Source organism: Undibacterium sp. WLHG33 (genome assembly GCF_049544815.1).
Lineage (GTDB): Bacteria > Pseudomonadota > Gammaproteobacteria > Burkholderiales > Burkholderiaceae_D > Undibacterium.
Window position 1 is genome coordinate 450,161 of sequence record NZ_CP186697.1, and the last position, 25,622, is coordinate 475,782.

Genomic DNA, 25,622 nt, shown 5'->3' on the forward strand with positions numbered 1-25,622 from the left:
GGCTGCTTTGGAGGGGGCGGCAAATCAGCGCAACTTCACTGCTGCCGGTTGTTCCGCAACAGTTTTTCAAATTGCTCTACGGGTAAGGGCTTACTGAAATAATACCCCTGCATTTCCTGACACCCGGAATCGGTCAGGAAAAACATTTGCTCTGCATTTTCCACCCCTTCGGCCGTAATACTCATACCGAGGGCGTTGGCCATCGCGATAATCGCGTGTGTCAGAACGACGGAATCCTGATTTTCCGGTATTTTGTTGATAAATGAACGGTCAATTTTCAGGTTGTCGATAGGGAAGCGTTGCAGATACGATAAGGAAGAAAAGCCGGTACCAAAATCATCGAGTGAGATACTCACGCCCAGCGCTTTAATCGTATGAAACATAGGTAAAAGGCGATCGATTTCACCCATCAGCAGACCTTCGGTGATTTCCAGTTGCAAAGCAGCAGGCGGTAAACCAGTTTTTTGTAAAGTTGCTGCAATAAAATCGCACAGCGTTGCATCCTGAAACTGACGCGGGGAAATATTCACGCTGACCACCAGATCCGGCACAAGATGTTCCCGCCAGTATTTCGTCTGCTGGCAGACTTGTTCCAGCACCCAGCGTCCCAGCGGCAGAATAAGACCAATCTCTTCAGAAATCGGTATGAATTCATCAGGCGGGATCAGCCCCTGACCAGGCATCTGCCAGCGTATCAGTGCTTCTGCACCGACGATACGCGATGTTTGCAGAGAAATTTTGGGCTGATAATAAACGAGGAATTCCTGTTCGGTCAGGGCACGTCGCAGATTCGTTTCCAGCGTGTAGCGGTGCTGGGCGCGGACATTGAGTTCCGTTGTGAAAAACTGATAGTTATTCCGGCCCAGTTCTTTAGCGTGATACATCGCAGAATCGGCGCACAGCATCAGAGTCGAGGCATCCTGTCCGTCATGCGGCGAGATGCTGATACCGATGGAGGTGCCGAGATAATACTCATTGCCGTCGATGATGAAGGGGTCGCGCATTCTGGCCAGCACACGCTCACTGAGATCACGCAGATATTGCGCATCTTCGACATTTTCGGCGACGATCACAAATTCATCGCCACCCAAGCGGGCCAGCAGATCGGTGGTACGTATGCATGAACTCAGACGTTTTGCGACGTCGCGCAGCAAGCTGTCTCCGGCGGCGTGTCCGGCCGTGTCATTGACGTATTTGAAGCGATCGAGATCCAGAAATAACAAAGCCACACTTTGATTTTTTTGCTGCGAATCTGCGAGGGCTCTGGTTAGTCGTAAATTGAGCTGATGGCGGTTAGGCAAACCGGTCAGTGCATCAAACGATGCCATAAATTTTAACTGTTGCTGCGTCTCGCGGACTTCGGTTGTGTCGGTAAAAGACAGTAACACTGCAGAAACAGACGTGCTGCGTTTTTTAAAAATCGGGAAGCAATTCACCAGCAGCCAGACGACCGAGCCATCAATTAATTCCAGACTGATGGATAGATTCAGTATTGGCTTGCCGGTACGCACAACAGAAGATGCGGGATCATTTCCCAGCCGTATAGTTGTTCCGTCTTCATTCATCAGCCGCTTGAAGTAACGCCGGTGACGACTGATTTTATTCATATCGTCTATCTTCAGGATTCTGAGCGCGCTTGGGTTGCTGGTCAGGATTTCTCCGCCTGGCGCAACCACCATAATACCTTCGGAAAGATTGGTGACGACGGAACGATAGCGCTCTTCGCTTTCTTCCAGCGTCTGCTCCATGTTCTTTTTGTCGATCGCCAGACCGATCAGGTCGCAGGCATCGATGATCATTGCCTGCTCATCTTCACCCGGACTATGTTTGTGCCGGTAATAGACATCGACCGTGCCCAGTACACTGTTAAACGCGGTACTGATAGGATAAGACCAGCATGCCATTAAGCCGTGTTCAAGGGCGCTGATTTTGAACTTTTCCCACAAAGGACTATGAGCAATATCCTGAACAATGGTCAGCCGGTTGTAATGGATTGCCGCCGCAGCCGTGCAACTATCTGTACCGACTTCGATATTGTTGAGCAGCGAAGAGAAGGTCTCAGGCAGTGAAGGTGCTGCACCGATCGTGATTTGCCTGCTGGTCTGATCGAACAGACTGATGGCGCAGAGGGCATCGTTGTCCAGCAGGCGTTCCATGCGGTCACAGACATCTTCCAGTATGTGCGCTAAGGGTTTGTCCAGCGCAATCATTTCGAGAATTTCTTTCTCGTGATGCAGTGCTTCGTGAATTCTGCTGGCTTTCTCGTCTACCGCGTCATTTCCATGACGGCTGAACACCTGCAGACCATGTCTGTGCGTTTCGCGGGCACTCAGCAGCGTTGCTGGCTGCCCCTGATAGTCAAAGCTGACAATGCGGACCTCGATTTCCAGCTGTTGCCCATCGAGCGCGATACATTGATAAAACTGCAGTCCGTCATGATTGCCGGGGTTCTGTATGCGCTCGATGCCGGGAGGTCTGGCAACTAAGAAGGCTTCCGGCTTCAGACCCAGCACCTGTACTAGATCGGCTGCCTTCATCAAGGCCAGAGCAGCAGGATTTGCATACGCAATACGATCATCGATCAATACATAGACCGCATCCGGATGCTGCTCCAGCAATGTTGCGTGCCATTCGTCATCCAGGATGTACGCAGGAATGTTGCTGCTCAGGAGTGGGGGAGGCAATTTCACGACAACAATTCTGGAATCTGTTCAATCTTTCGTTATTGTGCTATGGCAATTTATGTCATCAATCATGACAAACTCTTAGCCGCTTCGTCAATTGTTTAGTTCAGATCCAGACGCACAAATAACAACAGAACGTCACCATTTCCTTTATTTTGTGAGATGCGGGGAACATAGGACGCCATTAATTTACTTTTGCGGGTACCTATGGATGCGATCGGCAATACTGCCGGAAACGGCACGCCAGAGAAGTAATCAGCGCGGCTGATTAACAAGGCAGTGGCACCGACGCCGACTTCCAGTTTTTCAGATAAAGGTTTCATCCATTGGTAGGCATAACCTGCCATGGGTTGCGGTTTGAAATGAGAGTCTGAAATCATCATTGCATACAGCAATTCTTCATTATCTTTTTCATTCCGGATTGTTTTTGCAAAGCCTAACCCCCATGCGCGCTCATTGAGTTCGGCCAGGCGCTCACGGGTGTAAGTGTTGCGACCGTGATGGGCGTAGCCGGATAGCAGTATCGATAAGTCGCCTTTGTCGAGGATGTTTTGCGCTTTTGCTTTGCTGCTGTCCCACCAGCTTTCATCTTCTTTTTGTTTCGCCTGTACAGTACCGCCGAAAGCCAGCAACAGAGCTGAGAGACAAAAGAAACGATATAAAAATGAGATCTTGGAAATAGACATAATCAATTCAGAAAAATAAAAAAATGGGCGGCCCGTTCGATCTGATATCTAACGCTTACTGTCGTGCATTCCGTTCATTGCCGGGTTTTTTTCCTGTCGAAAAATTACTGCGCCAGGGATTGATATCGAGTCCACCGCGCCGGGTATAACGTGCATACACGGATAATTTCTGCGGCTTGCAGTGGCGCATAATATCAACAAAAATACGTTCGACACACTGTTCGTGAAATTCATTGTGATTGCGAAAACCAATCAGATAGCGCAACAGGCTTTCCTGATCAATCTGTGCGCCGACATAGTGTATCTGCACGCTGCCCCAGTCAGGCTGACCAGTGACGAGACAGTTGGATTTCAGTAAATGAGAAATCAGTGTTTCTTCAACGATCGCTTCTGCGTGATTGGCGTGTAGCAATTCCGGTGCCGGCGTATACGAATTCACTTCGATATCAAGTCTGTCGAGCAACGTGCCTTCGAGTTCTGCCATCGTCAGTGAGCCGAAATTGTCAGACAGCGTCAGTTGTACATGCACTGGTGCTCCGGCAGCCGCCGACAAATCCGCTTGCAGCAAGCTGACTAACGCGTCGCTGCCAGCCAGTTTTGTCTGGTTAAACGAATTCAGGTACAGCTTGAATGACTTGGATTCGATGATGTTTGGCGAATCAGCCGGCACCGTGATGGTCGCTATCGCGACTTGCGGTTTGCCGCGCAAATTCAGCCACGACACCTCGTACGCATTCCATATATCGACACCGAAGAACGGCAGGGTAGCACCGACGCCTATCTCTTCGCGCTTGCCCGAACGGGGAATCGGAAACAACAGCGAAGGGTCGTATTCTGCTTTGTAGGTGGCGGCTTTGCCGAGCAGGGATTGCTCGGGCAGATTGCCGGATGTTGATTCAGTCATTGCAAAGTCAGTTTGGCTGTTGGCCTAAAAATAATTGATAGACAGGATTATTGCTTTCATCCCAGTATTGATAGCCGAGTGTCGATAAAAATTCCCGGAAAACTTTCATTTCTTTTTTCGGTACCTGCAATCCCACCAGAATCCGCGCGTAATCCGCGCCATGATTACGATAGTGGAACAGGCTGATATTCCAGTTCGGCGCCATGCTGTTCAGGAAGCGGGTCAGGGCACCGGGACGTTCCGGGAACTCAAAGCGGTACAGTAATTCGTTTTCTGCCAGCGCACTTTTACCGCCGACCAGATGGCGGATATGCATTTTTGCCAGTTCGTCGTCGCTCAGGTCTAAGGTCGGAAAACCATGTTTTTCAAAATTTCTGGCGATCTTGCCGGATTCTGGGCGACCGTTGACCTGGATGCCGACGAAGATATGCGCGTTCTTTTCATCATTGATGCGGTAATTGAATTCGGTGACATTACGGTCGCCGACCAGTTCACAAAAACGCCGGAAACTACCGCGTTCTTCTGGAATAGTGACGGCAAACACGGCTTCACGTGCTTCACCGACTTCCGCGCGTTCAGCAACGAAGCGCAGGCGGTCGAAGTTCATATTCGCGCCGCAGGCTATGGTCACCAGAGTTTCATTTTTCAGTGGCTTTTTATTTGCTTTGGCGCGTTCGATATACGCCTTACAACCGGCAACCGCCAGCGCGCCGGCAGGCTCAAGAATGCTGCGTGTATCCTGAAATACATCCTTGATCGCCGCACAGACGGCATCGGTATCCACGGTGATGATGTCATCGACATACATTTTTGCGAGCCTGAAGGTTTCTTCACCAACCAGCTTGACCGCGGTACCGTCAGAGAACAAGCCGACATCGCTCAACGCCACGCGTTTGCCGGCTTTCAGGCTACGTGCCATCGCATCCGAGTCAACGGTCTGTACGCCGATAATTTTGATTTCCGGACGTATCGCTTTGACGTATGCCGCGACGCCTGAAATCAGACCGCCGCCGCCAATAGCGACAAAAATTGCGTGGATAGGTGCAGAATGCTGACGCAAAATTTCCATGCCGATGGTGCCTTGTCCTGCGATCACGTCAGGATCGTCAAAAGGATGCACGAAAGTGAGTTTGCGTTTCTTTTCCAGTTCAGAGGCATAGGCTGCAGCGTCTGAATACGAATCACCGAACAGGACGATTTCAACGTTATCACCACCATGCGCACGAACCGCATCAATTTTGACCGGTGGAGTGGTGGTCGGCATCACGATGACCGCTTTACAACCGACGCGGCGCGCACTCAGTGCAACCCCCTGCGCGTGATTGCCGGCGGAGGCGCAGATAACGCCGCGTTTGAGTTGTGCCGGAGTCAGATGTGCGATCTTGTTGTAGGCACCCCGCAACTTGAAGCTGAAGACACTCTGCATATCTTCACGCTTGAACATAATTCGATTATCCATCCGCGCTGACAGGCTGGGAGCGAATTCCAGCGGTGTTTCAAATGCCACGTCATAGACGCGAGCAGTCAGGATTTTTTTAAGATAATCGGTGCTCATATGCTTGAGAAAGTGAGTGAAATGGTAGGCGACAAGGCTCCTATTATAATGGATGTCATTTCAGCTTACCTTCGGAATGACATGATAGAAGCAGGTGTGCACTGGTTGTTTGGCGTATTGGCGCTGCCCGAAGTTGGGCTCAGCTCGGTATTTATTATCAGTTTTATTTCTGCCACGCTGATCCCTATGGGCTCAGAACCCGCGGTATTTGCGGTGATCAAAGCGAATCCGGAATTGTTCTGGCCCGCCATGCTGGTGGCGACGCTGGGTAACACGCTGGGCGGTGTGGTTGATTACGCGATGGGTTATGCCGCCAACCGGGCCTTTCATCATGAGCGGCAGAGCTTCTGGTTTTCATGGTTGCAGCAGTTCGGCGCCAAAACCATGCTGCTGTCCTGGCTTCCGGTCATCGGCGATCCTATCTGTACGCTGGCAGGGTGGCTGAAACTTCCCTTCTGGCCCAGCGTCGCGTATATGGCGCTTGGAAAGTTTCTGCGTTACCTGACGGTGAGTTTTTTGCTGCTCAGTGTACCGGATGGTTTCTGGCACAGTGTTGCCAAGTTCATTTTCTGATCTGTCCGGTTTTCATCTCGTTTCATTTACAACAGAAATTTCCTTGTCATTGAGGGAAAGACAGATTTTTATCTGAAAATTTTTCCATTTTACGAGCCTGTCACAATTGTTGCCTATGATCCTTAGCCTGCAGCGTAAAACGATGTTTTTTGCTGACTGGTTGCCAGGTGCATTCCCTGGCATTGCGACAGACATGCTCAACACAAGGAAATTAAATGCAAGACAGAGAATCGATCAGCAAGCAACCACGCCGGGGATTTTTGCAAGGTCTGGTCGCTACAGCGGCGGGTGCCGCACTGGCGACGCCAGCGATGGCAAAACCAGCGACAGTGGCGAATGTGTATCTGGATGCCGCAAAATGGGCGCCGCGTAACCGTGAAATGGTGAGTGCACTGATCGCCAAACACGGTATCAGCAGCAAGACTTATAACCCGAAACGTAAGCCCTATGCGGTGTTCGACTGGGATAACACCAGCATCATGAACGACTGCGAAGAAGCTTTGCTGATGTACCAGATCAACCATCTGGCCTTCAAACTGAGCCCGACAGAATTCTCTGCGATCATTCGTCAGAATGTCCCTGCCGGGAACTTTGCGCCTGATTATAAAAATGCGTCAGGCAAAGTAGTGGATCTTGCAAGTATCTGTGCCGACCTCGACAGTGACTATGCATTCCTGCACGCAAATTACAAAGGTATGGCCGGAAACCGCACGCTGGAAGAGATCAGCGAAACACCGCAATTCCAAGATTTCCGCGCCAAGCTGTATTTTCTGTATGAGGCCGTCAATGACACGCATGGCGTCAACGTCGGATATCCGTGGGTGATCTACTTCTTTGCGAATATGACTGTGCCTGAAGTCAGCGCGCTGACAGAGGCATCGAATGACGCCAATCTCGGCATGAGCCTGACTAAGACTAAGTACACCAGTCCGGCTTCCTTACCCGGTGTGGCGGGTGTCGTCACCACCACACATTTCCACGGTATACGTTTATGCACGGAAATCGCGACACTGATGGATACCTTCCGCCACCATGGTTTCGACGTCTATGTCAGTACGGCTTCTCTGGAAGACGTGGTTGCTGTATTTGCGACCAATCCTAAGTATGGTTATCACGTCAAACGCGAGAATGTGCTGGGTTTGCGCCTCGAACAAAACGGCGATGTCTATAAAAATGCTTACCGCAAAGACTGGCCTTTGAATTGGGGACCAGGTAAAACCGCGGTGATCAAACGTGAGCTGGTTGCGCAAAAAGGCTATGGTCCGGTGTTTGTTGCCGGCGACAGCGATGGTGATTACGATATGCTGCGTGACTTTCCTGACACCGAGATTGGTCTGGTCGTCAATCGTCTGAAAAAAGGCAAAATTGGTGAATTATCGAAGGCCGCAGCCGACGCACTGAAAGACGCGCATCCGCGCTTCCTGCTGCAAGGCCGCCAGGAGTCGACAGGTAACTGGCTTCCAGTGGAAACCACGCTGAAATTCGGTAAAACTGCCGGCGCATTGTTAGGCTGAATCACCTGATCATATTCGCTGAGTGAGCAAAATCCCGGGCACCGGCTGGTCCCCGGGATTTTTATTGAGACATACAGCCAGTCATTATCTTTGGTACGTGGAAAACATCCGAAGGCGTGTAAGTCATCCGGCCTGGCGACCAGCTTTGGTCACTGAAAGTTTTTAGCAAAAATGGTGATATTTTTCCATTGACCAATTTTGTATGACGATGAAATTTTCATTCATTTTCTTAAAAATTGGCATCGCAACGAAATAAACTTTGGTGAATAGCCACAAAATAAGCCCATAGCCGTACAAACTTCAAGGCTGTTGCCGCGTGGTGCATCGCAATAAGTTAGAATAGGCCTTTGAGAAACCTCAGACGGATGTAAGGCATTGAGCTGGCGGTGGTTTGCCGGCAGTTTGATTGCGTTGTCTGTCATCGCCAAACCACGCCATACATGAACGCTCCAGTCCAGATACCTCACCTGCATGCCGAGTCGCCGCAGGGCGCTTTGCCTACCCGTGTCCGGGAAATTCCCTATAACTACACCTCATTTTCTGATCGTGAAATCGTCATCCGTCTGCTCGGTGAGGATGCCTGGCAGTTGCTGGATAAATTGCGCGGGAAGCGGCAGACCGGGCGATCTGCCCGCATGTTGTATGAAGTGTTGGGCGATATCTGGGTGGTACGGCGTAATCCGTATCTGCAAGACGATATGCTGGATAATCCCAAGCGCCGTCAGGATTTAATCGATGCACTGAACCATCGTCTGGGTGAAGTGGAAAAACGCCGTTTGAATACCGCGAACGATGACGATGCGGAGCGCAGCAACAGTGTCGAAACACTGGTGTTGGCGGCGCGCAAAGCCGTCGCCGATTTTTCGCAGGAATTCCGCGATACGTACGATTTACGTAAAAAGGCGAATAAGCTGTTATCGCGCTACACTGCCAAAGACAATATCAAGTTTGATGGTCTGAGCCGTGTATCGCATGTCACCGATGCCACCGACTGGCGCGTCGAATATCCGTTCGTTGTGCTGACGCCGGATACAGAAGAGGAGATGGCTGGTCTGGTGAAAAGCTGTATTGAGCTTGGGCTGACAATTATTCCGCGTGGCGGCGGCACTGGTTATACGGGTGGTGCCATTCCGCTGACGCCTTTATCTGCGGTCATTAACACGGAAAAACTCGAGCACCTTGGTGCGGTTGAAATGACGCGCTTGCCGGGTGTGGATCGTGACTACGCAACGATTTATTCCGGCGCTGGTGTTGTTACCAAGCGTGTGTCGGATGCGGCTGAAAAAGCCGGGTTTGTATTTGCCGTTGACCCCACGTCTGCTGAGGCTTCGTGCGTCGGCGGTAACGTCGCAATGAATGCGGGCGGCAAGAAAGCGGTGTTGTGGGGAACAGCATTAGACAACCTTGCGTCATGGAAAATGGTTGATCCGAATGGCGACTGGCTGGAAGTAACCCGTCTCGAACATAATCTCGGCAAAATTCATGATGTCGAAGTCGCGAAGTTCAGGCTCGAATGGCGACATCCCGGTGAAAAGCAGCCATTCAAAACCGAGCAACTGGAGATCAAAGGCCGCGTCTTCCGCAAAGAAGGACTTGGTAAAGATGTTACCGATAAATTCCTGGCCGGTTTGCCGGGTGTGCAGAAAGAGGGCTGCGATGGTCTGATCACGTCGGCACGCTGGATATTACACAAGATGCCGAAATTTGCGCGCACTGTCTGCCTGGAATTTTTCGGCCAGGCACGTGACGCTATCCCCAGCATCGTTGAGATCAAAGATTATCTCGATGGCGAAACCAGAAAAGGCGGCGCTATCCTGGCCGGGCTTGAACATCTGGACGAACGTTATCTGCGTGCGGTGGGTTACACCACGAAATCGAAACGTGGCGTACTGCCTAAGATGGCCTTGTTTGGCGACATCGTCGGTGATGACGAAAATGCGGTAGCACAGGCGGCATCTGAAGTCGTGCGCATGGCGAATACACGGGTTGGTGAAGGCTTTGTTGCGGTCAGCCCCGAAGCACGTAAAAAATTCTGGCTGGATCGTGCTAAAACAGCAGCGATTTCCAAGCATACGAACGCGTTCAAAATCAATGAAGACGTGGTCATTCCGCTCAATCGTATGGGCGAATATACGGATGGCATTGAGCGTATCAATATCGAGTTGTCGATACAAAACAAACTCGCCTTAGTCGCCGCCCTGCAGGATTTTTTTGCAAAAGGCAATCTGCCTTTAGGTAAAAGTGAAGACGTTGATGGCGACGATATTCCTGCGACTGAATTGCTGGAAGACCGGGTTCATCAGACCGAAGCCTTGTTGGATGCAACGCATGCCCGCTGGACCTATGTGCTGAATAATCTCGACAAACCGCTGATCGATGCAAAAGCCGAATTGATCGCACTGGGTCTCGATAAACTGGCTTTTGTGTTTGATGAGCGTTTGCAGCGTCAGCCTGACGCCACCGTGTTTTCTGTCGTGCAGGACAGAACTGTCCGTATTTCGTGGAAAACGGAAATACGCGCGCAATTGCGCCAGATTTTCAGTGGTGCCGCATTCAAACTCATCCTCGATGAGTGCGTTGCTTTGCATAAAAAAGTATTGCGTAGCCGCGTGTTCGTCGCCTTGCACATGCATGCCGGTGATGGCAATGTGCATACCAATTTACCAGTCAACTCTGATGACTATGAAATGTTGCAGGTCGCGCATCATGCGGTGGCCCGCATCATGGTGCTGGCGCGCTCTCTCAATGGTGTGATTTCTGGTGAACACGGTATAGGTATTACCAAACTGGAATTCCTGACCGAAGATGAGATCAAGGATTTCCGCGCCTACAAATTACGGATTGATCCGGAAGGCCGCTTCAACAAAGGCAAATTGCTGAATCTGCCGGATTTTGCGGCTGACCTGCGAAACGCCTACACACCGTCGTTTGGCCTGATGGGGCATGAATCGCTGATCATGCAGCAAAGCGATATCGGGGCAATTGCGAATAGCGTGAAAGATTGTCTGCGTTGCGGTAAGTGCAAACCGGTTTGTGCCACGCATGTACCACGCGCGAATCTGCTGTATTCACCACGTAACAAAATTCTGGCGACATCCTTGCTGGTCGAGGCTTTTCTATACGAAGAGCAAACTCGTCGCGGCGTCTCGATTAAGCACTGGGAAGAATTTGAAGACGTCGCAGATCATTGCACCGTCTGCCATAAATGCGTGAACCCTTGTCCGGTCGATATCGACTTCGGCGATGTGTCGATGAACATGCGCAATCTGTTGCGGAAGATGGGGAAAAAATCCTTTAATCCAGGTTCTGCCGCAACGATGTTTTTCCTGAACGCCACCGATCCGGCGACGATCAATGCGACGCGTCAGGTCATGATAGGCTGGGGTTATAAAGCACAGCGCTTTGGTCATGATTTGCTGAAAAAGTTCGCTAAAAAACAGACCCGTATGCCGCCAGCGACCGTTGGTAAAGCGCCCATTAAAGAGCAGGTGATTCACTTCATCAATAAAAAGATGCCGGGCAATTTGCCAAAGAAAACCGCACGTGCCCTGCTTGATATTGAAGATGATAAAGTCATCCCGATTATCCGTAATCCCCAGACTACAACCTCGGACACTGAGGCCGTATTTTATTTCCCCGGTTGCGGTTCCGAACGCTTGTTCTCGCAGGTAGGACTGGCGACGCAGGCGATGTTGTGGAATGTTGGCGTGCAGACAGTATTGCCACCGGGTTATCTGTGTTGTGGCTATCCGCAGCGCGGCAGCGGTCAGTTTGATAAAGCGGAAAAGATGATGACGGATAACCGCGTGTTATTCCATCGCATGGCGAATACGCTGAATTATCTGGATATCAAAACCGTCGTTGTGTCTTGTGGCACCTGTTACGACCAGCTGGAAACCTATGAGTTTGAAAAAATCTTCCCGGGTTGCCGCATCATTGATATTCATGAATATCTGATGGAAAAAGGCGTCAGACTTGAGGGTGTCACGGGTACGCGTTATATGTATCACGAACCTTGCCATAATCCGATGAAGTTGCAGGAATCGGTGAAAACAGTAAATTCGCTGATTACGACAGAGGGTAATGTCAAGATTGAAAAGAGTGAACGCTGCTGTGGTGAGTCCGGCTCACTGGCGATCACCCGCCCGGATATTTCAACACAAGTACGTTTCCGCAAAGAAGAGGAAATGCGTAAAGGGGCCGATAAATTACGTGCAGACGATTTTAATGGTGATGTGAAAATTCTCACTTCTTGTCCATCGTGCCTCCAGGGTTTATCCCGCTATAACGAAGATGCCGGCACGACTGCCGATTACATCGTCGTTGAAATGGCGCGCCATTTGTTGGGTGAAAACTGGCTGCCGGAATACGTCGCGAGAGCGAATAATGGCGGCATTGAGAGAGTATTGGTATAAGCGATGAATGTATTAATCGATAGTGATGTTCCTCCATGTGAATTGTGTAAGGTCGATGGCGGTGAGCTCATCGTCAAGACCGACAAGTTACGGGTTGTCTTGGTGGATGATGCGAATTATCCCGGGTTTTGTCGCGTGATCTGGAACTCTCATGCGAAAGAAATGACCGATTTAGCAGTCGAGGATCGTTCCGCTCTCATGCAGGCGGTTTGCAAAACCGAGCAGGCGATTCGCGACGTCATGGCACCACAGAAGATTAATCTGGCAAGTCTGGGGAATATGGTGCCGCATTTGCATTGGCATGTCATTCCGCGTTACACCGACGATCTACATTTTCCCGATTCCGTTTGGGCTTCACAAAAAAAGCCTGCCACTGATGCCGTGGTGCTGAGTGAGCGTCGAGCACTGCTGCCAGCGTTACGTGCAGCGCTTGTTTCCTATTTTTATTAGGCAGAAATGATGAGTAATAGTAAGCCACAACCAACATCGCTGAACGCACGTACGCAATCGAAGGTGCTGGAAATTTCTTTTGACGATGGCAAAGAATATTCTTTGCCGTTCGAGTTATTACGGGTCTATTCACCGTCCGCTGAGGTGCGTGGACATGGCCCCGGACAGGAAACGCTGCAAACCGGCAAGCGCGAGGTGAGTCTGGTGGCGCTGGAACCCATCGGTAATTACGCCGTTAAACCAATATTTTCTGACGAACACAGCTCAGGTATCTTTTCCTGGGATTACTTATACTGGCTGGGCGAGAATCAGGATCAGCTATGGCAGGACTATCTGACGCGCTTGCAGGAAGCCGGTTATCCGGGGGAGAGCGGCAGGGATGCGCCAATGGCGGTCAAGTCCGGCAGTGCCTGCGGCCATCATCATTAAAAAATGCGTCTTCGAGACGCATTTTTTACTTTTACTTACGATAAAAATTTGGCGATTACAGAGACTGGCAGTAAGGTGATTCATCAACTCTGATTCCGTGGAGCGGAATCTCTTTTGCTGCATAACTATCAATACTCCAGGAGCGATAAGCATGAAAAAACGCATACTGAGCATGGTCACTGTCTGCGCGCTGGTCGCTTGCTCAACAAACGAAACAGGCAATAGCACGGGTAAAGCTGTCAACGGAGCACAATCTGGCAAAACCGGCAAAGGCAGTGAATCGGTGTCAGCCGTGTCAGCTTCACGTACGGTCGATGCATACAAGGTGGAAGTCGCGCATCGCATCAGTCATCTGCATCGCCAGCAGGTTTATTCTGAAAATCCGCAGCCTTTACTGCGTTCTGTCGTTGTTGTTCGTTATTCCATCAATGCCGACGGTAATCTGATCAACGCTCAGATTCAGCGCAGCAATAAAGACCGTGATGCTGAGAGAACTGCTCTGGCGAGTCTGAAAAACAGTGCTCCGTTCCCTAAACCACATCCACAATTATTACGCGGCGGACGTCTCGACATGTCTGAAACATGGTTGTTCAACGACGATGGACGTTTTCAGATCCGCAGTATTGCGTTACCGCAGCGTACCGGATGACAATACCCGTAGGAAGCGCAGATATTCTTGTATCACTGCGGCTTTTCTCTCCCAACTTTTCCCCTCATTTTTGATTGCATCGCCAGCCTTTTGCTAAAGCGCAGGCTGGTGAGCCTTTTTCCGCCAATCTGCTGCCCAGCCTGTCGCAGTTCCCCTATAATGCGACTTCGTAAAGGAGTCTTGAGATCATGAGTAATACTACCCATTTCGGTTATACCACTGTTGAAGAAGACCAGAAGGTGCATAAAGTTGCCGAAGTATTTCATTCGGTGGCTGCGAAATACGACATCATGAATGACGTGATGTCTGGCGGTCTGCACCGTATCTGGAAAATGTTCACTATTGCTCAGGCTGGTGTACGTCCGGGTTTCAAAGTGCTGGATATTGCCGGGGGCACTGGTGATCTGACGAAAGAATTTGTTAAGCAAGCCGGGAAGACCGGTGAGGTCTGGCACACGGATATTAACGAATCCATGTTGAGGGTTGGCCGGGATCGCCTCTTGAATAAAGGCCTGATTACCCCCACCTTGCTGTGTGACGCAGAAAAACTGCCATTTCCGGATAATTATTTTGATCGCGTCACGGTGGCTTTCGGTTTGCGTAATATGACACATAAAGATCAGGCTCTGGCTGAGATGCAGCGTGTGTTAAAGCCGGGCGGGAAATTGCTGGTACTGGAATTTTCTAAAGTGCCGGAAATTCTGCAAAAACCATACGATTTGTATTCATTTAATTTTTTGCCGTGGATGGGTAAAAAAATTGCGGGTGATGCGGACAGTTACAGATATCTGGCAGAATCGATACGCATGCACCCTGATCAGGAAACGCTGAAAGGCATGATGGAAACGGCGGGTCTTGAAAAAGTGCAATACTTTAATTTGACGGCAGGTGTGGCCGCATTACACACTGGTATTAAACTTTAAATCGCTGACGAAGCAAAAGGAGTGACATCAATGAAGAAATTTTTACTCGCCATGGTGATGGTTGCCAGCACATTCGCAATGACGATGCATGATGCCGACGCCAAACGTCTTGGCAGTGGTGGTTCTATTGGTCGCCAGTCAAGCAATGTCTCGCGTCAGGCCACGCCGCCATCGAATACCAATAACGCTAATCAGGCCCGTCCAGCGCAGGCACCGGCCGCAGCTCCTGCACCAGCGATCCCACCTAAACCAGCGAGCCCATGGAAAGGCATTGTGGGCGGTCTGATCGGCGGTGCGTTATTAGGCGCAGCTTTGTCGCATTTCGGACTGGGTGGCGCGATGGCCAGCATGTTAGGGTCTTTGCTGACATTTGCGCTGATCGCGTTTGCGATTTTCTTCGTTATCCGTTTGTTCCGCGGTAACAAAGCGAATACGAATACACCGTCGGCATTTGCTCCGCCAGCTTATGCGGGCGTACCTTCCGCTGCGACGCCAGAAATCGGTTCGCGTCTGGAGCCACAGGCTTATCAGGCGAGCGGTACCTCTTCTACCGCCGCACCAGCAGCTAACTGGGGCATTCCTGCCGATTTTGATGTGCCGGCTTTCCTGCGTAACGCGAAAACGTATTTCATACGTTTGCAAGCGGCCTGGGATAAGGCCGATATCAATGATTTGCGCGAGTTCACGACACCGGAAATGTATGCAGAGCTGAAACTGGAAATTCAGGAACGCGGCGCAACTGCAAATGTGACTGATGTTGTATCGATCGATGCTGAATTGCTGGGGATAGAAAACGTCGGCAGCGATCATCTGGCAAGCGTAAAATTCACCGGTATGATCAAAGAAGCTGCGAATGCGCCGGCAGAAGCGTTTAGTGAGGTCTGGAACTTATCCAAACCGATGAATGGTCAGGGTGGTTGGGTACTCGCAGGTATTCAGCAATTATGATGTCAGCAGGATTTCATCTGATTTAATAAGTCCTGATACAGATCGAACGTAACAGACCAAATATGCTGTTAAACTAAAGACCGCCCGCCATTTCGCCGGGCGGTTTTTTTATTAAGAATGACGCGGATTTATCTTTCAGATCGTGTTTTCGTAAGCACCTGATTAATCTACAAAGCTGCGCCAGTCTTTGCTCAACGATATGATTTCAACTGCTCCCTTCATTAATCATTTACTGGCCCGGGAAACATGGGCCAGAAATAAACTTTTGCCACATGCTGGCAAAATTGCCTGTATTGATTTGCATACATTCCAGTTACGTTTGCGAGTCGGAGTTGACGGATACCTTGAATCTGCCGATACCCAGACGTCACCTGATGTGACAATTCGCGTGAAACTGAGTGATTTGCCATTGATGGCGCAAAATCGTGAACGCGCATTTTCTTACGTCAAGATTGAAGGCGATGCCGAATTTGCAAATACGATCTCTCACTTAAGTCAGGAATTAAAATGGGATGCTGAAGCTGATTTAAGTAAAATTTTTGGTGATATTGCTGCTGTCCGTATGGTTGATGGTGCTAAATCTGCGTTGAAGACTGTACAGCAGACGCATAACAAATTGCAGGAAAATCTGGCGGAGTATTTTCTCGAAGAAAACCCAATGCTGGTTCGGCCCGCTGCCGTACAGGGATTGGCTGCAGAAGTGAATAAAACCCGTGATGATGTCGAGCGTCTCATCAAGCGCATCGAGAAACTCGAAAGGACGCGCAGATGATATTGAAGTTTTTACGCCTAATTAAAATTATTCGTGTAACGCTGCGTTACGGAATTGATGAAATCGCTATTTCCGGTCTTAAAGTCCCGCGTACTGCACGCCTGATAGAGACGCTGCTGTTCTGGCGCGATTTATCGGCGCCCCGTGGAGAACGCTTGCGCAAGGCATTGGAGGATCTGGGGCCGATTTTTGTGAAGCTGGGCCAGGTGCTTTCTACGCGGCGAGATCTGATGCCACCTGATATCGCGGATGAACTGGCAAAGTTACAGGATCGTGTGCCGTCGTTTGATCCTGATCTGGCAGTCGCGCAGATTACCAAATCCTTAGGTGCTCATCCGGATGAACTGTTTGCGAGTTTTGATCGCGTTCCGGTCGCATCGGCATCAATCGCCCAGGTGCATTTCGCCACGCTCAAGGATGGTCGTGAAGTTGCAGTGAAAGTGCTGCGTCCGGGCATGAAGGACACGATCGATAAAGATGTTGCGCTGATGCAGGTTGCGGCAGGGTGGCTGGAAGCTTTATGGGCAGACGGCAAGCGTCTCAAGGCAAAAGAAGTGGTCGGTGAGTTTGACAAATATCTGCACGACGAACTCGATCTGATGCGGGAAGCCGCGAACGGCAGCCAGTTACGACGGAATTTCCTGAATTCTGATTTATTGCTGGTGCCGGAAATGTACTGGGATTACTGTTCTCCGTCTGTCATCGTCATGGAACGCATGAAAGGCATACCGATTTCGCAAATCGATAAATTGCAGGCGGCGGGTGTCGATCTGGCAAAATTATCACGTGACGGTGTCACGATTTTCTTTACACAGATTTTCCGTGACGGTTTTTTTCATGCGGATATGCATCCGGGAAATATTCTGGTTTCGACCGATCCCGCCACTTTCGGACGCTATATTGCGCTTGATTTCGGTATTGTCGGTACCTTGAATGACTTTGACAAAGACTATTTGTCACAAAATTTTCTGGCATTTTTCCGGCGTGACTATAAGCGTGTGGCTGAAGCGCACATTGAGTCAGGCTGGGCGCCGAAGGAGACGCGCGTGGATGAGCTGGAAGCTGCCGTACGCGCCTGTTGTGAGCCGATTTTCGATAGACCGCTGAAAGATATTTCCTTTGGTCAGGTGTTGTTGCGTCTGTTTCAGACCTCACGCCGTTTTAACGTCGAGGTTCAGCCTCAACTGGTGTTATTGCAAAAAACTTTGCTCAATATTGAAGGTCTGGGGCGTCAGCTCGATCCTGAGCTCGATTTATGGAAAACCGCAAAGCCCTATCTCGAACGCTGGATGAATGAGCAGGTAGGCTGGCGCGGCTTGATTGACAAATTGAAAGCAGAAGCACCACGTTACAGTCACATTTTCCCGCAATTGCCACGGCTTGCACATCAGGCTCTGAGCCGGGCTGGCGAGCAAAGTCATAGTGATGAAATGCTTGCCGCATTATTGTCTGAGCAGCGCAGTACCAATACTTTGTTGAGAGTTATTATCTACTTTGGTGGCGGCCTGTTTGCCGGTGTTATCGCAGCACAGCTGTTGCTGCATTTTTATTTTTTCGGCTGAGTTATGGCGGATTTTATCAGCAGGGACCCGAATAGTCCGTGTTTTTGGGATGAACGTTTCAGCAAAAATTTCACACCTTGGGACAAGGGTGATGTTCCTCAGGATTTGCGTGATTTTGTGGCGACTGCCGGTTGCAAAATGAGAACGCTGATACCGGGCTGCGGCAACGGCTATGAAGCCGCTTTTCTGGCACAGGCCGGTTGGGATGTGACCGCAATTGATTTCTCTCCGGCTGCGGTAAAGAGCGCACAGAATGCGATAGGCGAGTGGGGCCGCCATGTGACGGAAGCGGATTTCTTTGAATATCAGCCTGCTGCGGCGCTTGATCTGATTTACGAACGTGCATTTTTCTGTGCTCTGCCGCCTGTGCGGCGTCAGGATATTGTGCGGCGCTGGATCGAACTCCTGTCTCCCGGTGCTTTGCTGGCGGGTTATTTTTTCTTTGATGACAGTGCTGATGCGAGTAAGAAAGGTCCGCCGTTTTCCATATCAGATCATGCCTGGCAAGAATTAATGTCACCTCATTTCACGTTACTGACGGATCGGGCAGTGAACGATTCGATTGCCGTATTCGAAGGTCGGGAACGTTGGCAAGTCTGGCAGCGCGATCAGGCCACGAATGGCCGGTAATGCTGTATTACCGATGGTCTTCGGTGTGACTATCCGCATCCGTTTTATTTGCGATATCCATTTATGCGCTATCTGAATTCCCGTTTGAGCCCTGATCAGTTACCCGCAATTCCGTTGCAGACGGATGCGGTAAAAACCTTGTTAAGTGCGATCGAATACAGGGAGGAATTACTGAAGCAGATCGCTGCTGCGAAACACAGAATTTATCTGTGTAGTTTATATGTGCAGAACGATGAAGCCGGCGCCGAGATCATGGAAGCGTTGTATGCTGCCAAAGCCGCTCGCCCTTCGCTGGACATTACAGTATTGGTGGACTGGCACCGGGCGCAACGAGGCCTGATCGGTGAGCGTAGAGAAGCGGAAAAACCAAACGGGAATGCCGCGTGGTACCAGAAACTCAACCTTACCCATGAGGCCGTCGTACCGGTGTATGGTATTCCAGTACAGACCAGTGAGTTGTTCGGCGTATTGCATCTCAAAGGTTTTGTTATTGATGACGTGGTGATTTATAGCGGTGCCAGTATTAATAATGTGTATCTGCATAAGCAGGATAAATACCGGCATGATCGTTATTTGCTGCTTCACAATTCTGTATTAGCGACCACGATGGTCGATTTTATACGCCAGCATTTGCTGCTGGCCTCAGCTGTACATCGTCTCGATAAACCGGAGATTCCTGCAACGCGCGCTATTCGCAACGATATTCGCCGCTTTCGCGAGCACTTGAAAAGTGCGCGTTATCAGTTTGAGGAAAAATTCGTGGAGCAGCGCACCGGAATACTTCCTGCTCTGAGGGTGACGCCATTAGTTGGTATCGGTAAAGATAATCCGTTGAACAAGGTGATATGCCAGCTGCTCGCGGAAAGTAAGACACAGATCATCATTTGTACACCCTATTTCAATTTCCCGCGAGCCGTGACCAGAGAAGTGAATCGTGCGCTTAAACGCGGGGTGAAGGTGGAGATTATCGTTGGCGATAAAGTGGCAAATGATTTTTTTATTCCGCCCGAACAGCCTTTTAAAGTGATTTCGGCTCTTCCTTATCTGTATGAGGTCAATCTGAGGCGTTTCGCCAAAGCGCATCAGTCCGATATTCAGAAAGATCTGCTTCGGCTGCGGTTGTGGAAAGATGGGGATAACACTTATCACCTCAAAGGACTGTGGGTTGATCAGAGTTATGCGCTGATGACCGGAAATAATCTGAATCCGAGAGCATTCCGGCTTGATCTGGAAAATGCGCTTTTAATCCATGATCCGCGACAGGAACTACTGGAACAAAGAAACACGGAGCTGGCTAAAATTATTGAGCATACGACGCTGATCAGCGATTATCGTTTGCTCGATAAGGTCAAGGATTATCCTGCACCGGTCCGGAAATTATTAACGCGGCTGAGTACGATTAGGCTGGACCGCCTCGCTTACCGGGTGTTGTGAGTATCAGGGCTGAGCAGTCGGCGTGGTATGAATGACTTGCATAGGTGGCACCTCATTCGGCAGCCATTTACGGTAGATTCTGGCGAAGCTGCCATCTTTCTTAATTGAGCGTAGTCCCTCTTCCCATAGCTTGACAGTTGAGGCCGGTGTTTTTGCAGAAAACGCCAGATACAACTCCAGAGTATCAAGCACCATGACCGGCTCGACATCCTCAAACGAGTAGCCCACGTCTTTCAGGATAGCGGGAACAACAACACTGCCTTCCACCCATAAATCAAAGCGCTTACCCATTAACATGTTTGCGATAACGAGTGGTGATACTGCCAGTTCGAGATTAAAGAAGCCTTTTTTACGTGCTGTATCTGCAAAAATACTGGAGCGGTAGGTGCCGACTTTCAATTTACGGATCGCATCGCCTTGTCGTTGCAGATTGGCTGCGTTCCCTTTGCGGGTATAGAGTGTAATGTCGGAGATCGCAACCGGCCCGAGCAGATGCATGAGTTTCTCGCGCTCTTCCGAACGTCCTACCGTGAAAAGTAAAACATTAGGCTCTTCGAGTAAGGCTTTGTATCCTCTCGCAAATGGCAATACCTGAATCGGCTGAGTGTTTCCTATTTTTGTCTGTATTGCCCTGACAACCTCTACCGCCATGCCGTCTGCTTTTGTGTCAATACCGAAAGTAACCGGGGGCCAGTTTTCTGTCAGTATCTGTAATTCCTGTGCGCCAGACAAAGAGCAGAAAAATAACAGACATACCGCTACCAGTGAGCGATAGCGAGCAGTGATCTGTGGACAGCGGTAAATGCGGGACAGAATCATCATCAGCCGGAAATTGTTGGCAAACAGCAGTGAACCACGACATTTTTTATATACATGTTACCAATTTAAACTGTTTACACGATCAGAGCCAGAGGATATCCGGAGTTACCGTGAATGAGACAGCCGAATACAATGACACATTTCTACCACGGGTATCAGCCTGTCTTTGTTTCGCAGGCCGGATTCAGCGCAGCGCTCCGTTGATTTCTGATTTTTCGCATACGGAAAATCTGATGTCCGATCAACCGGCGCCATGCCTTATTTTTTACGCACTGATATTCAACATAGTTAATCACGGCGGGACCCCAGCGGGTTTTGGATACATCCTCGCCGATTGAAAGGTTAACACGATCAATTTTTTGTCCGATCGCCCATTGCATTGCTTCTGCAACTAATGTTGTCATGACACTGTATTGTGCGTAATCCAGATCGTAACCTGAATAATACAAATACAGTTCATCACCCATATTGAATGCAAGGCGCATCGCGACTATTTTTCCATTCAATTCCAGACAGAACAGACAGATACGGTCTGCAAACGGGCTTTCCAGCAGGCTTTCCAGCAGGGCTTTGTGTCGTGGATGGGAAAAATAATCCGGATGTTCTATCGTATCTTTTGCCGATGCCCGCGCACCATGCAGGGTATAAAACACCGGCAACAGTTGGCGGATGCTGGTACATCCCTGCGCGACGCGGAAATTAATTTCCAGACCGTCACGTTTGGGAGCGTTATAACAGCGGCGCAGAGACTCTTTGATGTTGCGTTTCAGTCCGGATTTAAAGCTGTTCCAATCCTTACCCAGAGACAATACGAAATTGGGGATGGTGCGATCAGTCAGAGGAAAGAGCGCCTCGTTATTCTGGATAAAGTGATCTGCGGGCGCTTTTGCTCCTATGATCTGAAACTCTGTGAGACCAAAGGTTTCACAACGTGTTAACTCTTCCCATAGTTGCAGAACCTGTTCTGCATATTTCGGCAAGCTGAGCGGCACACGTAACTCTGTCAGATTAGGATCGCCTCCAAATGGACGAACGTAGCGGTACAGGAAAAAGTAATGCAGCCCTACATGGGTGTTCATCAGCGGCATTACCGCAACCAGCTGATCCGCGTCATATACTGCACAGATGGCGAGTTCATTTTTATGAAAAAATGATTCGTGAGCGAATACTTTCCACCATGAACGGTTCCAGTCGTAAGTCTGAAACGGCAGCAGATAGCTTACTTTCGTTTCTAAAGCACGCCACGCGGTCGCAAGTGCTTCGAAATCTTCTTCTTTGGTGATGATGATTTTGTTGAGTTTATGCATTGAAAATAACAGTGGCGCACGCAGGCAATGAGGCGGTGTATTAATGTGACTTTATCCGTCCGTATTTTTAAAGACTGTGTAACAAATTGAAACAGACCACTTATCCCATAAAAGTTATTTTTTTGCAAGAGATCATACTGCGACAACGATGCCGTTAAACAATTTCTTTCAATTGCTTATCGCGTTTGGCTGCAGACCTGCCCCATCACTTTCGGATAAAGCCGCGACCGGCATTTGTCATTGTCCTACCTTGATACAAATCAAAAGCTGACGATAGTAAGCACTCCATACTTCTTGCACAAATTACCTTAAAGGAGAATGGAAATGAAACTGTTAATCGATTTGTTTTCTACTGACTACGGCCTGATGAGCATTGCTGTCGTTATGTTTATTATTGGTATGGGGATATTTTTCATTCGCTATTTCCTGTCGCATATGCGTGAAGAAGAACAGCAAAAAAAATAAGCTGTGCAGCTAACTCATGGCTGGGGTGACCGGATTACTCCGGTTGCCTGAAGGTTGTTTAATCGTTGCGGTAATTATCAAGAATGGAGGCGTATTCACCATTTTTTTGTATTGCTTTCAGACCCTTATTGAACTGATCGCGGTATTCACTCTTGTGAAAGCCAAGCAGACGGGGCGTGGGTTTGAATAAATGGTGTACCGCATAACGGCTTTTTGCTTCCGTTTTACCATGCAGTAATCTGGCGAAATACTGGAATGCCCTTAAGTCCAGTAAGATTACATCTCCGCGGCCAGCATCAAGCATCGGTAATTGGGAAGCCTGATCGCCGACTTCCGAATACGATGGATTATTTTTGATTGCCTGCGCAAATTGCGGACCTAGGACTCTCTGTGCGTTGCTGAACGCGACTATCTTTTTATCCGACAAATCTGACAAAGAATTAATCTGCACATTTTTACTGCTCAGAGTGATTGCGACATTCTCAAAGTCTATAACAGAGTCTGAAAAAAAAATTTTCGGATTATTGACGGGAATTCCGGCAAAGCCGGCATCCGCAGTCCCGGCTTCCACCTCCGTTTCCATGCGTTTATTATTTGAACGGATAAACCTGCACTGTATGCCCTGAGTGGCAAAGGCCTTGGTGACGATTTCCGGTACCAAACCCTGACGAGGATCTTCTTTTACGTAGGGCGGCAAAGCGGAAAAATGAAACAGGAGTTCCAGAGCCTGCACTTCCCAGCTCATCAACGCACCGCTCAGTAACATACATATCCGGAAAAACCTCATATCAGCCCTTATCACTGCGCTGCTTATAATCAGAGAAATCACGCCAATCATGTCATCGTCACAGCTTAATGTTGGCTGATTCAGATCTGAAATGCAACTTTGTAAGAAGATGTGAAAGAAATTTGAACGCGTAATTGATCAGCGTATGGTGGACAGCCGCGGAGGAAAACTTAATTAACTGATAGGTGTGAGGTCGAGCTGTTAATGTCAGACAGACGTTTTTTCCGGATACACGGTCAGAATCTTATGTGCAATCAGATCGATGGCTGGGCGTGGCTTTCCTTGTTTATCAACCCACACTTTCGGCGTCAATGCTCCCGACAGTGAGACACTGTCGCCATCGTTCAGCGCAAGCAAGGCCTGACGTACATTATCATTAAAGGCAATCACATTACAGATGATCGTATCGCCATCATCTGTCGTGGCGCGTACCTTACAGGTGACATAAGCAGAACCTGCCTGACCGCTGCGTTCTTCTGCGCTGCCATACATACGGCCAGCGATTAATCCATCTATCATAGTGTTTTTCTCCTTTATGCAGGTGTGATATCACGGAGGTTTTAGCTTGTTTCGTATTTGCTGTACAGATACTGTCGCTGTTGCGCTTACGCCACCGTTGCCGCGATGTCTTGTACGATCAATTCTACGTCAGACGCTAAGTGTGCGAAACGGATTTGACGCCGGACGCGGGAATCAAGCAAGCATCGTTTTCGCTAAAACATACATATATTCCCATTCTGCTTATACTGCGAGCTACACAAGGGCGTTAATCCGATTTAGCCTCAGCACTGTTTCTATCCTTCACTCCAAATATCGTGACTCTCAACCAGATTGCAGAAGAATACGTCAGACTCGTTCTTGCTGTCGGCCGGCATGACAGCAGCTATGTGGACGCGTATATCGGCCCTCCATCATGGCAAACCGAAGCGCAGCAAGCACCGTTGGTTCCTTTGCCTGATTTATCGGCGCAAGCAGGCGCCATATTGCGGCGGGCGGAAAGTTTGCCTGCACCGCCGCAAGATCAGCATGAGCGACAGCAATTTTTAATGAAGCAGTTACGGGCAGTGAACGCTTTTATCACGCAACTCAATGGTGGTAAATCATCATTCGATACGGAATCACTGGCCTTATACGATGCGGTATCTCCTCCGCTGACCACGGCAGATCTTGACATTACTCTGGCAGAACTCGCGACATTGTTACCCGCAGAAATTCAGGGTGAAGATCTGAATGCCAGATTGTCTGCGTACCACAAACAATTCGAAATTCCCTGCGATAAACTCGATGCCGTTTTTACTGCCGCGATCAACGAAGCGCGTGCGCGCACCCGACGTTACATTCACTTACCTGAGAACGAGAGCTTTCAGGTCGCTTATGTGAAGGATAAAGTCTGGAGCGCTTACAACTGGTACAAGGGCGACAGCCACAGCCTGATCGAAGTCAATACTGATTTCCCGATGTTCATCAGCCGCGCGATTGATCTTGCCAGTCATGAAGCTTACCCGGGGCATCATGTCTTCAACGTCTTGATAGAAAACGAGTTGGTCAGAGAAAAAGGCTGGATCGAGTATGCGATATATCCATTGTATTCACCGATGTCGTTGCTGGCTGAAGGCAGTGCCAATTATGGTATTGAGGTCGCGTTTCCTCACGCGGAACGCATGCAGTTTGAAAAAGAAGTGTTGTTCCCGCTGGCTGGTATTGATCCGGCTAAAGCCGAACGTTACTATCAGATACAGGCCGTATTACAAAAACTGTCTTACGCCGGAAATATGGTGGCGCGACAATACCTGGATAGCCTGATTGACAGGGATACTGCGCTCTTGATGCTGATGAAATACAGTCTGTCGGATGCCGCACGTTCCGAACAGAGACTGCGCTTTATTGAGCATTTACGGTCATATGTCATCAACTACAATCTTGGTCAGGATGTGGTGCAGGCTTACATAGAAAGACATGCAGGAACAAAGGATCAGGATGCGCGCTGGCAGGTATTGACCGATCTTTTGCGTCATCCGAAAAGTGCGTCAATGATGATGCTAAGTTGAGTCGCGCGAAGATTATTAACGACAGTATATTAAAACTGGTGCGTACTGACTGATGTGGATTGTCAGTC

General features: G+C 49.4%; 22 protein-coding genes. 14 read left to right on the plus strand and 8 right to left on the minus strand.

Annotated elements, in window-relative coordinates; all coding sequences use genetic code 11:
- Positions 1-35: 35 nt before the first annotated feature.
- From ACOTSW_RS02095 to ilvA, 4 genes are all read right to left on the minus strand, one after another.
- Positions 36-2,690: a sensor domain-containing phosphodiesterase gene (locus tag ACOTSW_RS02095; RefSeq protein WP_423680739.1), complete on the minus strand. Its 2,655-nt coding sequence runs from the start codon at positions 2,688-2,690 to the stop codon at positions 36-38.
- Between the two features lie 95 nt (positions 2,691-2,785).
- Positions 2,786-3,370, minus strand: a complete 585-nt coding sequence (locus ACOTSW_RS02100; protein ID WP_423680740.1) for a hypothetical protein — start codon at positions 3,368-3,370, stop codon at positions 2,786-2,788.
- A gap of 55 nt (positions 3,371-3,425) precedes the next feature.
- Entirely contained in the window at positions 3,426-4,274 is an 849-nt protein-coding gene (gene queF, locus ACOTSW_RS02105; protein WP_423680742.1) for an NADPH-dependent 7-cyano-7-deazaguanine reductase QueF, read from the minus strand.
- A gap of 7 nt (positions 4,275-4,281) precedes the next feature.
- Complete coding sequence (gene ilvA / locus ACOTSW_RS02110; protein ID WP_423680743.1) at positions 4,282-5,829, minus strand: threonine ammonia-lyase, biosynthetic; 1,548 nt, start codon at positions 5,827-5,829, stop codon at positions 4,282-4,284.
- Between the two features lie 81 nt (positions 5,830-5,910).
- Here ilvA and ACOTSW_RS02115 point away from each other — a divergent pair, with 81 nt between their 5' ends.
- The 12 genes from ACOTSW_RS02115 (at position 5,911) to pssA (ending at position 20,128) form a co-directional block, all read left to right on the plus strand.
- Positions 5,911-6,402 (plus strand): YqaA family protein, encoded by a 492-nt coding sequence (locus ACOTSW_RS02115; protein WP_423682231.1) that lies wholly within the window; start codon positions 5,911-5,913, stop codon positions 6,400-6,402.
- 215 nt (positions 6,403-6,617) lie between these two features.
- Positions 6,618-7,916 (plus strand): HAD family hydrolase, encoded by a 1,299-nt coding sequence (locus tag ACOTSW_RS02120; protein WP_423680744.1) that lies wholly within the window; start codon positions 6,618-6,620, stop codon positions 7,914-7,916.
- Between the two features lie 440 nt (positions 7,917-8,356).
- Entirely contained in the window at positions 8,357-12,331 is a 3,975-nt protein-coding gene (locus tag ACOTSW_RS02125) for a DUF3683 domain-containing protein (protein ID WP_423680745.1), read from the plus strand.
- A gap of 3 nt (positions 12,332-12,334) precedes the next feature.
- The gene (locus ACOTSW_RS02130; protein ID WP_423680746.1) at positions 12,335-12,781 is read left to right on the plus strand and encodes an HIT family protein; all 447 of its coding nucleotides are present in this window, start codon (positions 12,335-12,337) and stop codon (positions 12,779-12,781) included.
- Positions 12,782-12,787: 6 nt separating this feature from the next.
- Positions 12,788-13,210, plus strand: coding sequence for a gamma-butyrobetaine hydroxylase-like domain-containing protein (locus tag ACOTSW_RS02135; RefSeq protein WP_423680748.1), 423 nt, complete (start codon positions 12,788-12,790; stop codon positions 13,208-13,210).
- A gap of 151 nt (positions 13,211-13,361) precedes the next feature.
- Positions 13,362-13,859, plus strand: a complete 498-nt coding sequence (locus tag ACOTSW_RS02140; RefSeq protein WP_423680749.1) for an energy transducer TonB family protein — start codon at positions 13,362-13,364, stop codon at positions 13,857-13,859.
- Between the two features lie 188 nt (positions 13,860-14,047).
- Positions 14,048-14,782 carry a bifunctional demethylmenaquinone methyltransferase/2-methoxy-6-polyprenyl-1,4-benzoquinol methylase UbiE gene (gene ubiE / locus ACOTSW_RS02145; RefSeq protein WP_423680751.1) on the plus strand — a complete coding sequence of 245 codons (735 nt, stop codon included), beginning with the start codon at positions 14,048-14,050 and terminating at the stop codon, positions 14,780-14,782.
- Positions 14,783-14,812: 30 nt separating this feature from the next.
- Positions 14,813-15,730: a Tim44 domain-containing protein gene (locus tag ACOTSW_RS02150; RefSeq protein ID WP_423680752.1), complete on the plus strand. Its 918-nt coding sequence runs from the start codon at positions 14,813-14,815 to the stop codon at positions 15,728-15,730.
- 199 nt (positions 15,731-15,929) lie between these two features.
- On the plus strand, positions 15,930-16,502 hold the full coding sequence (locus ACOTSW_RS02155) for a ubiquinone biosynthesis accessory factor UbiJ (protein WP_423680753.1): 573 nt from the start codon (positions 15,930-15,932) through the stop codon (positions 16,500-16,502).
- Positions 16,499-18,064: a ubiquinone biosynthesis regulatory protein kinase UbiB gene (ubiB, locus tag ACOTSW_RS02160; protein WP_423680754.1), complete on the plus strand. Its 1,566-nt coding sequence runs from the start codon at positions 16,499-16,501 to the stop codon at positions 18,062-18,064. The genes ACOTSW_RS02155 and ubiB overlap by 4 nt, the downstream gene beginning before the upstream one ends.
- Before the next feature lie 3 nt (positions 18,065-18,067).
- Positions 18,068-18,694 (plus strand): methyltransferase, encoded by a 627-nt coding sequence (locus tag ACOTSW_RS02165; protein WP_423680755.1) that lies wholly within the window; start codon positions 18,068-18,070, stop codon positions 18,692-18,694.
- A gap of 63 nt (positions 18,695-18,757) precedes the next feature.
- Entirely contained in the window at positions 18,758-20,128 is a 1,371-nt protein-coding gene (gene pssA / locus ACOTSW_RS02170; protein ID WP_423680756.1) for a CDP-diacylglycerol--serine O-phosphatidyltransferase, read from the plus strand.
- Between the two features lie 3 nt (positions 20,129-20,131).
- On the opposite strand, the gene ACOTSW_RS02175 is transcribed toward pssA, so the two are convergent.
- Both ACOTSW_RS02175 and ACOTSW_RS02180 read right to left on the minus strand, forming a co-directional pair.
- Positions 20,132-20,950 (minus strand): substrate-binding periplasmic protein, encoded by an 819-nt coding sequence (locus tag ACOTSW_RS02175; RefSeq protein WP_423680757.1) that lies wholly within the window; start codon positions 20,948-20,950, stop codon positions 20,132-20,134.
- Positions 20,951-21,102: 152 nt separating this feature from the next.
- Complete coding sequence (locus ACOTSW_RS02180; RefSeq protein WP_423680758.1) at positions 21,103-22,254, minus strand: GNAT family N-acetyltransferase; 1,152 nt, start codon at positions 22,252-22,254, stop codon at positions 21,103-21,105.
- Positions 22,255-22,578: 324 nt separating this feature from the next.
- Here ACOTSW_RS02180 and ACOTSW_RS02185 point away from each other — a divergent pair, with 324 nt between their 5' ends.
- Positions 22,579-22,719 (plus strand): DUF3149 domain-containing protein, encoded by a 141-nt coding sequence (locus ACOTSW_RS02185; protein WP_423680759.1) that lies wholly within the window; start codon positions 22,579-22,581, stop codon positions 22,717-22,719.
- A 58-nt stretch (positions 22,720-22,777) separates the two neighbouring features.
- On the opposite strand, the gene ACOTSW_RS02190 is transcribed toward ACOTSW_RS02185, so the two are convergent.
- Entirely contained in the window at positions 22,778-23,485 is a 708-nt protein-coding gene (locus ACOTSW_RS02190) for a substrate-binding periplasmic protein (RefSeq protein ID WP_423680761.1), read from the minus strand.
- Positions 23,486-23,713: 228 nt separating this feature from the next.
- Positions 23,714-24,025: a single-stranded DNA-binding protein gene (locus ACOTSW_RS02195; RefSeq protein WP_423680762.1), complete on the minus strand. Its 312-nt coding sequence runs from the start codon at positions 24,023-24,025 to the stop codon at positions 23,714-23,716.
- A gap of 296 nt (positions 24,026-24,321) precedes the next feature.
- On the opposite strand from ACOTSW_RS02195, the gene ACOTSW_RS02200 reads away from it, so the two are divergent.
- Complete coding sequence (locus ACOTSW_RS02200) at positions 24,322-25,554, plus strand: hypothetical protein (protein WP_423680763.1); 1,233 nt, start codon at positions 24,322-24,324, stop codon at positions 25,552-25,554.
- Positions 25,555-25,622: the final 68 nt, after the last annotated feature.